Annotated in this window: 15 protein-coding genes; 3 read left to right on the plus strand and 12 right to left on the minus strand. The window is 38.3% G+C overall.

The genetic code is table 11. The features are described from left to right. Window positions 1-61: 61 nt before the first annotated feature. From B5X70_RS09430 to B5X70_RS09470, 9 genes are all read right to left on the minus strand, one after another. The gene (locus tag B5X70_RS09430) at window positions 62-1,171 is read right to left on the minus strand and encodes a T9SS type A sorting domain-containing protein (protein WP_143255059.1); all 1,110 of its coding nucleotides are present in this window, start codon (window positions 1,169-1,171) and stop codon (window positions 62-64) included. A 120-nt stretch (window positions 1,172-1,291) separates the two neighbouring features. Continuing rightward, entirely contained in the window at window positions 1,292-1,867 is a 576-nt protein-coding gene (locus B5X70_RS09435) for a hypothetical protein (RefSeq protein WP_079557660.1), read from the minus strand. 78 nt (window positions 1,868-1,945) lie between these two features. Then, window positions 1,946-2,353 (minus strand): hypothetical protein, encoded by a 408-nt coding sequence (locus B5X70_RS09440; protein ID WP_079557661.1) that lies wholly within the window; start codon window positions 2,351-2,353, stop codon window positions 1,946-1,948. Between the two features lie 40 nt (window positions 2,354-2,393). Further along, window positions 2,394-3,125 carry a hypothetical protein gene (locus tag B5X70_RS09445; RefSeq protein ID WP_143255060.1) on the minus strand — a complete coding sequence of 244 codons (732 nt, stop codon included), beginning with the start codon at window positions 3,123-3,125 and terminating at the stop codon, window positions 2,394-2,396. A gap of 600 nt (window positions 3,126-3,725) precedes the next feature. Continuing rightward, window positions 3,726-4,034 (minus strand): hypothetical protein, encoded by a 309-nt coding sequence (locus tag B5X70_RS09450; RefSeq protein ID WP_079557663.1) that lies wholly within the window; start codon window positions 4,032-4,034, stop codon window positions 3,726-3,728. Between the two features lie 284 nt (window positions 4,035-4,318). Continuing rightward, window positions 4,319-4,573: a Nif11-like leader peptide family natural product precursor gene (locus B5X70_RS09455; protein ID WP_079557664.1), complete on the minus strand. Its 255-nt coding sequence runs from the start codon at window positions 4,571-4,573 to the stop codon at window positions 4,319-4,321. 50 nt (window positions 4,574-4,623) lie between these two features. Then, window positions 4,624-5,028, minus strand: coding sequence for a NifB/NifX family molybdenum-iron cluster-binding protein (locus B5X70_RS09460; RefSeq protein ID WP_079557665.1), 405 nt, complete (start codon window positions 5,026-5,028; stop codon window positions 4,624-4,626). 174 nt (window positions 5,029-5,202) lie between these two features. Further along, entirely contained in the window at window positions 5,203-5,679 is a 477-nt protein-coding gene (locus B5X70_RS09465; RefSeq protein ID WP_079557666.1) for a GNAT family N-acetyltransferase, read from the minus strand. Between the two features lie 294 nt (window positions 5,680-5,973). Next, the gene (locus tag B5X70_RS09470) at window positions 5,974-7,542 is read right to left on the minus strand and encodes a sigma 54-interacting transcriptional regulator (RefSeq protein ID WP_079557667.1); all 1,569 of its coding nucleotides are present in this window, start codon (window positions 7,540-7,542) and stop codon (window positions 5,974-5,976) included. A 332-nt stretch (window positions 7,543-7,874) separates the two neighbouring features. Here B5X70_RS09470 and B5X70_RS09475 point away from each other — a divergent pair, with 332 nt between their 5' ends. Continuing rightward, the gene (locus B5X70_RS09475; RefSeq protein ID WP_079557668.1) at window positions 7,875-8,267 is read left to right on the plus strand and encodes a winged helix-turn-helix domain-containing protein; all 393 of its coding nucleotides are present in this window, start codon (window positions 7,875-7,877) and stop codon (window positions 8,265-8,267) included. A gap of 106 nt (window positions 8,268-8,373) precedes the next feature. Here the strand turns inward: B5X70_RS09475 and B5X70_RS09480 are convergent, their stop codons facing one another. The 3 genes from B5X70_RS09480 to B5X70_RS09490 form a co-directional block, all read right to left on the minus strand. Continuing rightward, a complete protein-coding gene (locus B5X70_RS09480; RefSeq protein WP_232468386.1) occupies window positions 8,374-8,691 on the minus strand; it encodes a HigA family addiction module antitoxin in 318 nt (105 codons plus the stop codon). Then, window positions 8,692-8,967: a type II toxin-antitoxin system RelE/ParE family toxin gene (locus B5X70_RS09485; protein WP_079557669.1), complete on the minus strand. Its 276-nt coding sequence runs from the start codon at window positions 8,965-8,967 to the stop codon at window positions 8,692-8,694. It abuts the gene before it with no gap. 290 nt (window positions 8,968-9,257) lie between these two features. Then, the gene (locus B5X70_RS09490) at window positions 9,258-11,162 is read right to left on the minus strand and encodes a vWA domain-containing protein (RefSeq protein ID WP_079557670.1); all 1,905 of its coding nucleotides are present in this window, start codon (window positions 11,160-11,162) and stop codon (window positions 9,258-9,260) included. 171 nt (window positions 11,163-11,333) lie between these two features. Here B5X70_RS09490 and B5X70_RS09495 point away from each other — a divergent pair, with 171 nt between their 5' ends. Together B5X70_RS09495 and B5X70_RS09500 are read left to right on the plus strand one after the other, a co-directional pair. Continuing rightward, a complete protein-coding gene (locus tag B5X70_RS09495; RefSeq protein ID WP_079557671.1) occupies window positions 11,334-11,948 on the plus strand; it encodes an RNA polymerase sigma factor in 615 nt (204 codons plus the stop codon). Next, a complete protein-coding gene (locus B5X70_RS09500; RefSeq protein ID WP_079557672.1) occupies window positions 11,949-13,199 on the plus strand; it encodes a carboxypeptidase-like regulatory domain-containing protein in 1,251 nt (416 codons plus the stop codon). It abuts the gene before it with no gap. The last annotated feature ends 4 nt before the right edge of the window (window positions 13,200-13,203 follow it).

The raw sequence follows: 13,203 nt of genomic DNA on the forward strand, positions 1-13,203 counted from the left end.
GAGCATAAAAAACCTCCGTGTATTTCCGTGAGAACTCCGTGCCCTCAGTGTAACTTTTCCATTATTTCACCACCAGCTTTTCGCTAAAGGTTTCATTGTTGTACTTTACCGTTACAATATAGAGGCCTTTTTGCCAGCCTGCTGTGTTAATGGTATGTGAATTGCTTTTAATGTTTCTCTGATGGGTGATAAGCCGTTGATTCTGATCATGAACTTCGAATTCCCAGATTTGGGATGACATAGAATTCAAATCCTCACCAGAATTTAAATTCAATGAAACCGATGTTTCATTTGAGGCAGGGTTTGGGAGAATTTTAACTTGCATAAGGGAGCCGAATCCAAAATAGATATCTCTTGTTATAGTACTCCATCCGCATTCTGCAAAATAGGTTAACCGGAACGTATAGTTCCCAACGTAATCGGTGGCATAAGAAAATGATTGTCCGCTGGCTAACTTGTTGGGGATATTGCTTTTGGGCGGAGCAATAATGGTCCACCTGTAATGATTAGGATCAGGTGAAGGATTGTTTAGATGAGCTTTTATGAGATGTCTGGTTAAGATTGTTCCGGCATGGTAGGAGTTGATTCCATCAGCATCATACAAAAGAATTAATGCGCTCTCATTTCCAACTCTTGAAATATTTTTACAAATCTCGTATGAGCTACCACATGCGGTGATGGTTGCTTTTACAAAATGTGAAATACTGAATGCGCCAGTATTTGAAACGGTTACCTGAGGTGTTCCTTGTCCGTTGCTAATAGATAAACTGTTGCTTGTTGTCCAGTTTATTTGGGCTCCTTCGGTAAGATTCTCAATTTGGTACGTAGCCTGCTGGCAGACGGTTGAGGGGCCGGAGATGGTTATATCACACGTTTCCCAACCCATATCTCGCATTATCCCAATTTTTCTTGTATTAAAAGTATGTAAAGGACTAGCATAGGCATGTCTCATAAAATTTGGAAAGTAAGTTACAGACCAATCCCAGTGTGAAACACTTGAGCCAGGACGCCATGGATTAGGGGCATACATTTTAACACGAGTACCGCCATTTGCTGCCAATAAATGTGAACCTGGTTTACCAGCAAACAGATTGCCACTTATAACCAACGCTGCACGTTGAGATAGATTAAGGTCTGTTAAACAAGTATTACCTGTAGCACCTTGATACAACTGCCTATCGTAAATTCCGGGATAGCTCGTGGAGGATGAATTACCACTTGAAGTCGTATAGATATAAGCTCCATTGCTTCCAACTAATGGGAAGAAGCCTAAGCCGTGTGTTACTTCGTGCTACATGATGGTAACCCAATCGTACCCACTAGTATTACCATCTAAACCAAAGTACCAAGTGAAATCCGAGTTCATTTCTATTCTAATATCTCTCTGTGTAGAAAAATTATAACCTAACTTTTGATTTGCTAACGGTGAAGGGTAGAATACTCCATCAATCAGATGGCTCGGCGTACGATACGAACTTCCAAGAACATACGTACCCATTGAAATAAGTCTAACATTAATATCAACAGGCACATTACCAAACAATTGTTCACTCCAAAGATTTAGTGCGTGTAACGTAGCTGTTTGCGCTTGTCCTGTTGTATTGCCACTTAAACTAAACTGAAGATTTGAAATAGTATTTAAACTTGTTTTAACTTCATTATTTGCCAAACTCGGATTAAAATTCTCATCATAAATAGTTAAAGTTCCGTCGGGTAGTTGATACATATACACATAATAACTCATTTCTTCTTCCAAAAGTGCTACAAGACGCAAACACTCGGGATCATCTGGAAAAGCAGGAATAAGTATCGGCTTTTCCTTAAAAACATGAATGATTTTTCTGTCTTTCGGAAGAGCTTCTTTCACATTTTTCTTTGTACCGTAAAAATATCGAGGTATATATATATCTTGGTTGTCAACCGCAACAGTTGTAGCATTTCTGACTCAAAAATCACCATCAGTTTCTGCAACCAAATACTGCTTTGCCTCACCCAAAGCCGCCTGCCGCAATTCTTCGATAAAAAACGGTGGCAATTCGAATTTTGCTGGCGCATTATCTTTTGGAGTAATTACCACACTTTTCCCTGTTTCCTCATTCAAAATTACGATTTTGGTATTTTTAACCGATGAAAGAGAAAGGGTATATACATCTTGATTGTTGTGATTTTTCGTAATCGACTTAGTTGATGCTGTGGTATTTGCAGCTTCTGTTCGAATCAGATTAGCATTTACCCGCAAATCTCCATAATCAACTGAAAAATGATGTTGTGCATAAAGAAAATTACAACCAATTGCAATAGCTAAAAGGAGCAATATTAATTTCCCACTTAATCTTAATAAATACTGTTTCATATTCAATTAATTTTATTTTAATGATTAGACATTTAATTATTTATAAATCATCTCTAGCATACCATTTCAAATTACTACTAGTAGGAATGGTTAAATGCTTCCTTATTGTTTCCCCGCTAGAGGATTGAAAACTTGGATGACTTGAAGCATTCCACCCTTCCTTATAATCAATCAAAAAAATCGTTTTATTTTCCCATATCCAATTAGACATAAATCCTGTTTCCTCGTCAAAATAATCGAGAACAATAGTTTCTGCCTCAATATAACCTGAAATAATAACATCAGAGTCAACATATCTAAATCGAACCCTAACCATGTTTCCATCTTCATCTATTTTACGAGGAAGGAACTCAGCAATCATATTTCCTTCTTTATCAACGCCCCAAAATTCAGCAATTCTATTTCTTGCGTTTCTGTTGTTAGTAGTTATAGTAACCAAATTATCATATATCACTGTCGGCAACAAAGGCATATGGATTAACTCTCCATAATTATATCGGTTTATTTTTGGTAGTGAAATTGCGAAACCGTTATCTTTCCAATCGCCACGGGCAAGTTCTACATCGTTACCATTTTTATCTCTTATCATAAGTTTAACTGCAACAACTGAACTGTATTCTATGGCATTTTCGACTTTAGCAATGAGGTATAAGTCTTTTTCAGTAGAATTTTCAATCTTTTCGCAACCAGCAACAGTTAACAAAGCAATAACAATGAAACAATATATTGTCATTGTTTTGTAGAATAATGTTATATTTATTTTATTCTTCATTTTATTCAAACTTATTTGTTATAAGTTGTATCAGGGATATAAAGAACCCACGTGTTCTCTTTTGGCGTTAATGTGACTTGATTACCGTTTTGTTTGACATACCATTCCTGCCCGATTGATGTGAGAGATGTTACAAACAATACTGTTAATATTACCAGTAGGTGTTTTTGTAAATTTTTCATGATTTTCAATTTTTTGAGTTAATGTTTAATTGTTAATTTTCTAGCCACCGAGAAGTAAAACTCCAATTCATGTCAATTTGATTCAAAGAAGCCGCTTTTGTAATATCGGTGGTATAAGGTGTAGGGATCTTCCGGTGAAGTCTTAGTAACGTAAATGCTATAGGGAGACCAATCTTCTCCTGGAAATAATTGTCTTGTTATTAACTTATCATTAGTTATTAGGCTGTCTAATATCTCCTCTTGTCTGTCCTCTGTAATTATATCATGGAATGTGTATAGTTTAACGGGGGTTAACTTTAAATCCCAAAATTCTTTGTTTTGGTAATATACTGGTAATACAAATTCAATTTCAGGAAGATTACCTAGTCCGGTATGGATGGTATCTCCATAGCATGTATAATATTTTTCTGCAGGTTTTTTAGTTACCCTTATAATATCCAGGCATAGGCGGGTGTTTGTCGTAAGTTTGAGCCCAAACGGTTTTAATACCATATTTTTCTAAAATGCTGTCGTGAAAAGCTTTGCCAGAAGCTTCATAAAAACGTATCGACAGATGATTTCTATCTCGTTTTAAATTCTTCTTCTCATTTTCAAACCAATAGAAGTATCCATCTTCCATTCCGTAGTCCGGGAGGCAGGGGGCTTTATTTTCTTCGCTGTCACATCCTGCCGCCAATAATATTAACATCAGGAAAACTGAACTCAATCTAAAAAACAGTGCTTTCATAACGTTAGATGTTAAGAGAACAAAAGAAATAAAACCATGCAAAACAGTAAACCCAAATGAGAGTTGAGCCGAAAAACACAACAAGAAAGCACCATTTAAACAATGATGTTAAATATACGAAAAGGTTGCGATGTAAATTTATGTTTTTGAGCAGGTTGCATTGTATTGCACGGAGAGCACGGGACTGTCACAGAGAATAAAAAATCCTTTGTGTAACTCTGTGAGAACTTTATGGCATTCTGTGTAATCTTTTCTGAAGAATACAGGAGGGAAGTACAGGTAGGTTAATTACTTCTTTCAATCATGAACATCTTAAACCACATCATGATTTCATTGACATAGTCTGCTTGTTCATAGCTCTGACATTTAACGCGTAAGCCATTTATGGCTTCTTCAAATTCCTGTGGAGTAAAGGAAATATCACGGCTTTTCAGCAGCTCCAGAAGTTCCGGAAAAGATTTGCAGCTGTTACACTCTTTTCTCAGTTCCTGGTCTGCCTCGAAGCTGTGGATAAATTTAAGCGCGTGACCTATGGACATGGCTTTTTATTTAAGTAAATTAAAGTCAGAGAGAATACTTCTTTCCGATACTAATTGTGGCATATGGCCGGCTCACAGGACGAACAATTCGAAAAGCATGTAGGTGTCAACTCGCTCATGCACTCTTCCAAACCATAGATGGGAAGACAACGGATTCTTAATAACTCCAGGTTTACCATCAAATCATTACCAACTGCTTTGTAAACGGTGAAGCCTTTGTCGCTAAATACTTTCAGTGCCATAGGCGAAACTGCGGAAGCAATCACGTTGAACACACCATTGGATTTAAGTTCGTCCAGCATTTCGCTGTATCCTGCCGGGTTTCCGGTTGCCTCATACCAGGTAACATGGTTGTCTTTGGTGTCGAAAACACAGATTGAACCTGAGTCGCTAAAGCCGTTTGCAATTGTGTACCTGCTTCGGGAACTGTCAATTACGGGAATAAATACTTTCATGATGTTTAGGTTTTAAAAGATTAATATTTGAGTTTAAATCTGCGACTTAATTGTTAACAACTGGTTAATGATATATTACATAAAAACAAACTGAGTGCCAAAAGATGTAATGATCAGTATTGTAGTTGTTTGATGTTTTATGGTTTTACAAAAAAACTACATTTATGTAGTTTTTTAAAGCTTTAGCTCCCAGAATTTCATTGGTGGTTCGCATTCTCCAAATCCGGTTTTGGAATACAATGCCATGGCTTTGTTATTATCATCCCGTACTTCCAGATTTACTTTACAACACCCCTCTTCTTTGGCAATGGCTGTTATCTCATTTAGAAGCGCTTTTCCCAATCCTCTGTTTTGGTGTTTTTTTGTGATAACAAAATCATGTATATTGATGAAATATGCTGCTTTGAAAGTGGAATAGTTGATAAAACAGGTAGCCATTCCGGCAAACTCTTCTTTTTGTTTTACAAAAAGAACAAATGCTGAAGGATGGTTTCCCAACTCTTCAAGTAGTTTATCTTTTTTGTCTTCAGGAAAAGGCTCTCCACAACCCATGGGATGAAGCATGTACTCATTGAGCAATTCGAAGAATGCCATTTGATGTTCTTTGTCATCAAAATCACAATGGATAAACTCAATTTCTGTGTCTTGCATCTATATTTGTTTTTTGAGGTTGTCTCAACAGTAAATTTTAATAATCCTCATCTATCAAATCGTAAAATCCGCATTTACAATTTGTACTTAAATCTCCCGGTGGCTTAAAGCCTCCCGCTAGGGGGAGGTTTGGAGGGGTGAAAGCGAGGTTGCGCACAATTTGTAAGTATTTGCGAATGTTGGAGATTTCTGTTTAATCTTGTCTATCAGTCTAATCCCGTTTTATCGGGACTAAAAATCTTCAATGCACATTTATTATAAATTAAAACCGCCTCTCAATATCTAACTAAAGTTCTATCCTTCTGCTTTTCTGGATTTAAATCTCTTGGGGTCGATGTTGTATTTTTTTATTCTTATTCCCATCATGCGCTCTGTAATGCCAAGGTTTTTAGCGGCTTTCACCATGTTCCCCTTTGTGGCAACCATTGAATCAATAATGAGTTGTTTTTCATGTTTTTCAAGAATCATCTCCAGTGTGCCTGTTTCACTGGTTTTGCTGGAAACGGCGGTTTGCAGGGTTGGAGGCATGTTGTGAGCCCGTATTACGCCATCGTTGCTCAATATGTATGCGCGTTCCATACAGTTTTCGAGTTCCCGGATATTTCCAGGCCAATGATATACCATCAACAGGTCAATGGCCATGGACGTGATTCTTTTTATGTTTTTACCATGCCGCTTATTAAATTTGTCAATAAAGTGGTTTGCCAACACAGGAATATCGTTGATTCTCTCTCTGAGGGGAGGAACATAAATTGGGAATACGTTAATTCTGTAATACAAATCTTCTCTGAACTCCCCTTTTTGAATCAACTCTTCCAGGTTTCGGTTGGTGGCACAAATAATTCTCACATCGGTTTTAATGGTTTTAGAAGCTCCTACGCGTTCAATCTCTTTTTGCTGAATAACTCTCAGTAATTTCACCTGAGTGGAGAGGGGGATTTCTCCAAATTCATCAAGAAAAATGGTGCCGCCATCAGCTGCTTCAAATCGCCCGGCTCGGGTAGCGATTGCTCCGGTAAATGCGCCTTTTTCGTGCCCAAAAAGTTCGCTTTCAATCAAATTTTCGGGTAACGCAGCACAATTTACTTTAATAAATGGCTTCTCCTTACGGTGGCTGTTTTGGTGTATGGCATCCGCAATTAGTTCTTTCCCAACTCCGCTTTCTCCCCTTATCAGGACGGTTGCATCGGTGGAAGCTACGCTTTCAATCAGTGCAAAAACATCGCTCATTTTACCACTGTTTCCAATGATGTTGTCTGATTGTATCTGGTTGCTAATAACTCCTTTTAATGTTTGATTTTCGTTGAGCAGGTGTGCCATCTCTTCGGCATATTCCTGTCGGCGTTTTACTGCACGGCCAATCATAGAACCTACAATTTTTAGCAGGCGTACATCTTCATCAAAAAGAAGATGGCTTCGACCATATATTTTATGAAAACTTAAGGTTCCAATGGTTTCGTTTTTATATCGAATGGGCACACAGATAAAGGAAACATCTTCTCCATTCACCTTTAATGGTGTTCGCATACGATTCAGGTAGCTTTCAGATTCTCCCGTTTTTCTAATTAGGACAGGTTTGCCGGTCTCAATTACAGTACCTATAATTCCTTCACCAGGCACATAGTTGATGTCTTTTTTTCCTTCCTCTGAAACTCCATATGTGCCTTCAATAAAAATCTGTCCACTTTCCCTGTTGTAGATGGTCAGGATTATCCGTTCAGCTAAAAGATGCTCCCCAAGTTGAGAGATAACATGATTTAAGTCTATCTCTTTATTTCCAAGAAGGTCGCTGAACTCAACCAATAGGTTGAGTTCTCTTGAACCATAACAGTTATCAAGGAATGTTTCAGGTTTGATGCTCATAGATGGCCAGGTTAAATTTGATTGATTGTATTTAGGGGTGAAGATATCAAAAAGAAGTTAAAAACAGAAATAGACCCACGTAAAAAGGGGGTGTGTTTAATTTAATTATATTATATTTGCAAATATAAGCATGTCAAAAGAGGGGTGTATGAATAAATATGTTTGTTTTCGACTTTTTTGTAAGATTGGCTATAAAAATTACATTTTGGTAGTCTTTTTTGAATCTGAAATGTGTTAGTTTGCTGGTGTATAGAAGATTGTGGAAAACGGTGTCTCTTTTGATAGAAATATGAATAAATCTCATTTGCGAAACCGCTCAAAATAGTTGGATTATGGAAGATAAGAATTTCAATCTGAACGGAACTATTACCATTTATTATAATAATAAAGTGTTATTGGATGAGGTTCAATACCGATTGCTAAATCTGGTGTTAACCGATGGAAGCCTTGCTAATGCTTTGCAGGAACTGAATTTAAGTCGTTCAAAAGCGATGGGATTAATCAATCGGATGAACCGATTGGCACCAGAAACGGTGGTTGATATGGGAAAGAAAAAGGATAAAACCTATTTGCAGGTAAGTGATTTTGGTATGAAATTACTGAATTCCTATGCTCAAAAGGAGTTTGAACTTTATATCTTTTTGAAAGATGGAAACAGGCATTTGAATGCCTCGTTTCATCAAAATTCCCGTACAGCCCGGCGGATTGAGTCGATTTCGGCGTAGTTAATGCCACGGTTGGCAGAACTGGGGTTTTAATGATTCGTAGCTATTTCCCTGTCTTTTATTATCCTGAGTAGTTCGGGATAGAAATCTCGGCAACCCTTGTTGGCTAAAATGCTTGTGGTGCGTTTAATTTAATTTTAGATAGTATATCTTGCTTATCTATTCTCTCTTCCTCAATGTCATAATCATCTTGAAGACCTAGCCAAAATTTAGCAGTTGTACCAAAATATGATGAAAATCTCAGTGCTGTATCAGCAGTGATTCTCCTTTTACCTTTAATAATCTGTGATATACGAGTCTGTGGTATTTCGGTATCTTTTGATAGCCTGTAAGCAGTTATCTCAAGAGGACGTAAAAACTCTTCAAGTAAAATCTCTCCGGGATGTATGTTTGCTAATTTATTCATTCTTAACCCTCCAATCATTTAATGATAATCTATTATCTCAACATCGTGTGCATTATTATCAATCCAGCGAAATGTAATTCTCCATTGGTCATTAATCCGGATGCTATTAAATTCGGAACCTTTTAGTTTCTCAAGTCTATTGGAAGGTGGAATTCTCAAATCAGTCCAGATTTGAGAATTGTTTATCATCCTTAATTTCCTTCTCCCAATCTGCTGTATCTCAATTGGTAGATTTTTAACTCGTTCTCCATTCCAAATTTTCTCGGTATCCTTTGAACCAAATGAAACAATCATGCTATTGTTTTACGTTACTAACGTGAAAGGTAAGTTTTTTGTTTCGATTTATCAAATAATTGACAGGATTTTAATTTTTACTCAATCTATCTCCTCACTCGCCTAAGCTCTTAAAAGCTTTGTCATTTTGAGCAGAGCGAGAAATCTATATTATTTATTCGGTCAAAAGTGATAGTTCTCTAAAATAATATCCACAGAGATTCCCATTATTCCATTGCTATTGGTAATTTTGTAAAATAATCGAAATCTCTGTGGTTCAAACCCTAAAGGTCTGTTTTGTTACCGCATCATCATCTGTTTTGCGACAGATTCTCAATGCTTCCGGCGGTTTCCACCATCCGTAAAAATTCTCCCCTGTATCCGTAAGGGTCGTATTTACGTGCATTTTTTGTTATTTCAGATATTTCTTTGAGGTTGGTTTTGCCTTTAAAATCTGAGTTTCGTAAATGCATTCCAAACATGGCCACAGCAGCTGAAAAACGAAAGTTCTCTGATGCTCTGTTGAATGTCAGATTTCTATCTTCTACAGGATGCCTTAGCTCCAGACTTTTATCTTCGCCCGGATTTTTATAACGTATTCTTACTGTTGCAACTTCATGGGAGTGGTTTCTCGTTGTTTGTCGCACCCGTTGATAAACCGAGGCATCGGTTTGTGGCAAATGTTCACTTTTTAATCCGGCAGGGATGATTTCATAAATGGCCGTAACGGTATGACCAGCCCCAATTTCACCGGCATCTTTGGTGTCGTCTTTAAAATCTTCGGCATTCAGCATTCTGTTTTCATAACCAATTAGCCGATAGGCCTGTACTTTAGCCGGATTAAAATCAATCTGCAATTTTACATCATCGGCAATGGTGAACAGGGTGCCTCCAAATTCCTGTATAAATACTTTCTGAGCTTCCTGAATGTTATCAATGTATGCATAGTTTCCGTTTCCGGCGCGCGATAGAATTTCCATTCTTGAGTCTTTGAAATTACCCATTCCAAACCCCAAACAGGTCAGATATACGCCTGTTTCACGCTTTGTTTCGATAAAACGTTTCAGCTCATTTTCGTTGGATATTCCCACATTGAAATCCCCGTCGGTGGCCAGTATAACCCTGTTGTTCCCGCCGGGGATGAAGTTTTTCACGGCCACTTCGTAGGCTTTTTGAATGCCATCGCCACCGGCTGTTGAGCCTCTGGCAACCAATCCATCAATGGCACGGTTAATTTTTTCTTTCTCTGAGCCGGGGGTAGAAGGTAGCACAACACCAACCTGGCTGGCATACACAACAATGGATACCCGGTCTGTTTCCCTTAAATTATTTACCAGCATTTTAAAGGCAGTTTTAACCAGAGGTAAACGATTGGCAGGAGCCATCGATCCGGATACATCAATCAGAAATACCAGATTGGAAGGAGGCAAATCGTCTAAAGGAATATCTTTACCCTGTAATCCAATGTGTAAGAGTTTGTGCTCAGGTTGCCACGGACAGTCGGCATACTCTGCTGTGACTGCAAAAGGATGCTCTCCTTTGGGTTGAGCATATTCATAAGTAAAATAGTTGAGCATCTCCTCAATTCTGACTGCATCGGGAGGCGGCATCTGTCCATTGTTTATAAACCTGCGCACGTTGGCATAGGAAGCGTTATCAACGCTGATGGAAAAGGTGGAAAGCGGATTGGTTAATGCATCGCTGAATCCGTTTTCGTTGATGAGGGAATAGGTTTCTACGCTTGGGTTGAAATAGGTGTGTGATGGTTGTTGAGGTGCCGGTATGTAAAAAGCACTCACCTCCATATCATAAACCGCTTTTGAGCGGTTTCTTCGAATACCTCTTCCTCCGTAGCCTACAGTTATAACTTCCTCGAAAAGAGTTGTTGCCGGAGATAATTTGATGTCAAAAGTTCGTCGGTTCCCAACAATTATTTCCTGAGTTTCATAACCAATAAATGAAAATTGTAAAACTGAAGATGTTGAAGCAACCGTCAACTCAAACTCTCCATCGATGTTAGAAATCACTCCGTTTTTGGTTCCTTTTTCCAGAATATTGACACCCGGAAGCGGATAATTGTCAGTGGCATCTCTTATTACTCCCGAAACCATTACCTGAGAATAAACCGAAAAGCTTAATGTGCAAATGGCGATTATCAGAATGAATGCCTTGAATTCACCAGATAACCTTTTTTTGAAAAGATACATTTTTTTCATCCGTAAATAATTTTTAAATTAAGACCGAATGGAACTCGTCCCGAAGCTTCGGGACTCGTTTCATCATTTTAAAATTTTAGTGCATTGATATCAGTTTTTATTAATGAGATGCAAGTCATTCTGATTTTCCATAAAAAATCAGAATAATTTTTTTATTTATCTGTAAACAGGTTGAAAATCAAAGGGAAATCAGACGAGGAGCTTATCCGTCTTTATCTTTCTAAAAAAGATAACAGGTGGATTGAGGAGCTTTTGGGACGATACATTCAATTTGTTTTGGCTGTTTGTATGAAATATTTGAAGGATGAAGATTTGGCCAAAGATATTTCCATGCAGGTTTTTGAGAAAGTGCTTGCTGACCTTCCCCGTTTTGAGATTTCCAATTTTAAAAGCTGGCTTTATATGGTCACAAAGAACAGCTGTATGATGCATTTCAGAGAAGCGAAAAAGCATCAGCTTTTTTCGCTTTCTCAAGAAGAAAATTCATCTGCAGTTGTGGAAAATCAACTGTTTTTGCATCACAATGATGAAGAGCAAAATAATCATGAATCTAAACTAAAGGCTTTGGAGAAAGCTATGATTTCTCTGGATGAAGGTCAAAAACAATGTGTTCAAATGTTTTATATTGAGGAGTTTAGTTATAATGAGATAGTTCAGAAAACCGGTTACACCATAAATCAGGTAAAGAGTTATATACAGAACGGAAAACGAAATCTTAAGAATTTGATTCTTAAACAAGGAGGGGTGGAGTTATTTTTATTTTTTATGATATACTATCAACTATAAATGGCAGACAGGTGGCAACATATTACCCACGACGGGGATTGTCCGGATGAAAAGTTGTTGAAACTTTATCTGGAAAATCAGTTATCCGGAAAAGAGATGTTTCTGGTGGAAAACCATCTGGCCGGGTGCAATATGTGCAGCGACTTTGTTGAAGGTATGCAACTGATGGGTGATGATAAAATGGAAAAAGCATCCGGAGAGGTGACAGAGTGGCTCCATAAAAAGATGGCGACCGATGACGAGCATAAATCTGTTGTTTGGAAAAAATGGATGGCAGCGGCTTCAGTCCTTCTTTTAGTTGGTGTAGGCTTGCTGTTTCTGTTAATTCAGCAACCGGTTAAGGATTCTCCTTTGGTTTATCAGCCTGAGCCCAGGCCGGTTTATCCTGAATTGGCCATTCCGGAGGTTCTTCAGGAGGATGTAGAAGTTAATGAATTACCGGAGGTAAGTCCAAAGGATGCCATATCAGATAGAGAAATTAAAGCAACCGCGCCACCACAGCCGGAATTAAATTTATTTGATGCTGAAGTTGATTTCAGCGAGGACTTTTTTGTGGTAACTGAACCTGAGTCCAAACCAGAACCAGAAAAAAGAGCCGCATCTGAACTTCCCTCAGCAGGAAGCGCAGCCGGCCGCACAATTTTAGTTGAAAGCAGGGGAGATGCCGGGAGGCATATCAGAGGAACTGTTGTGGATGGCCTGACAGGGACGCCACTACCCGGTGTTGTTGTATTAGACAGGAAAACCAAGGAGGGAACCGTCACTGATGTAGATGGCCATTTTGATTTAACTGTTCCTGACAAAACCCCATCGCTTACTTTTAGTATGATTGGGTATCATCATCAGGAAGTGAGTCTTAATGAGGAAGGCGCTGAGTTTAATATAGAAATGGAAGAGACGTATCTAGCACTTGATGAGGTGGTCGTAGTTGGCTATGGAAGACGAAGATTAAGAAATGTCACCGGCGCGGTCAGAAGTGTTTTTGAAAAACCGGAGGATGACACGGAACATATTTTGCTGACTGCTCTTGAAAATACTCCAGAAGACTCCCTGGTGGTTGCAAAACTGGCTCTTTTCTATCTTCAAAAGGATGATTTAGAAGCCGCTGCCGATGAGCTTGATGAATTGCTGAAATTATTGCAATCCTCAGATAACCGGCAGCTTGCAGATGAATCATTGGAAGAATTAAATGAAGGGAATATCCGACGAGCGATGCGTGCTCTCCGAAGGTTAATTGGTCAGTTGGAGTGATTCG

Source organism: Alkalitalea saponilacus, assembly GCF_900168165.1.
Taxonomy (GTDB): Bacteria; Bacteroidota; Bacteroidia; order Bacteroidales; family Marinilabiliaceae; genus Natronoflexus; species Natronoflexus saponilacus.

Coding starts and splice junctions, on each gene's coding strand:
- B5X70_RS09475 (WP_079557668.1), top strand. CDS start 7,875: ATGGAAGATAAGAATTTCAATCTGAACGGAACTATTACCATTTATTAT.
- B5X70_RS09485 (WP_079557669.1), bottom strand. CDS start 8,967: ATGATTGTTTCATTTGGTTCAAAGGATACCGAGAAAATTTGGAATGGA.
- B5X70_RS09490 (WP_079557670.1), bottom strand. CDS start 11,162: ATGAAAAAAATGTATCTTTTCAAAAAAAGGTTATCTGGTGAATTCAAG.
- B5X70_RS09500 (WP_079557672.1), top strand. CDS start 11,949: ATGGCAGACAGGTGGCAACATATTACCCACGACGGGGATTGTCCGGAT.
- B5X70_RS09455 (WP_079557664.1), bottom strand. CDS start 4,573: ATGTCCATAGGTCACGCGCTTAAATTTATCCACAGCTTCGAGGCAGAC.
- B5X70_RS09480 (WP_232468386.1), bottom strand. CDS start 8,691: ATGATTGGAGGGTTAAGAATGAATAAATTAGCAAACATACATCCCGGA.
- B5X70_RS09465 (WP_079557666.1), bottom strand. CDS start 5,679: ATGCAAGACACAGAAATTGAGTTTATCCATTGTGATTTTGATGACAAA.
- B5X70_RS09460 (WP_079557665.1), bottom strand. CDS start 5,028: ATGAAAGTATTTATTCCCGTAATTGACAGTTCCCGAAGCAGGTACACA.
- B5X70_RS09440 (WP_079557661.1), bottom strand. CDS start 2,353: ATGAAACAGTATTTATTAAGATTAAGTGGGAAATTAATATTGCTCCTT.
- B5X70_RS09450 (WP_079557663.1), bottom strand. CDS start 4,034: ATGAAAGCACTGTTTTTTAGATTGAGTTCAGTTTTCCTGATGTTAATA.
- B5X70_RS09445 (WP_143255060.1), bottom strand. CDS start 3,125: ATGAAGAATAAAATAAATATAACATTATTCTACAAAACAATGACAATA.
- B5X70_RS09470 (WP_079557667.1), bottom strand. CDS start 7,542: ATGAGCATCAAACCTGAAACATTCCTTGATAACTGTTATGGTTCAAGA.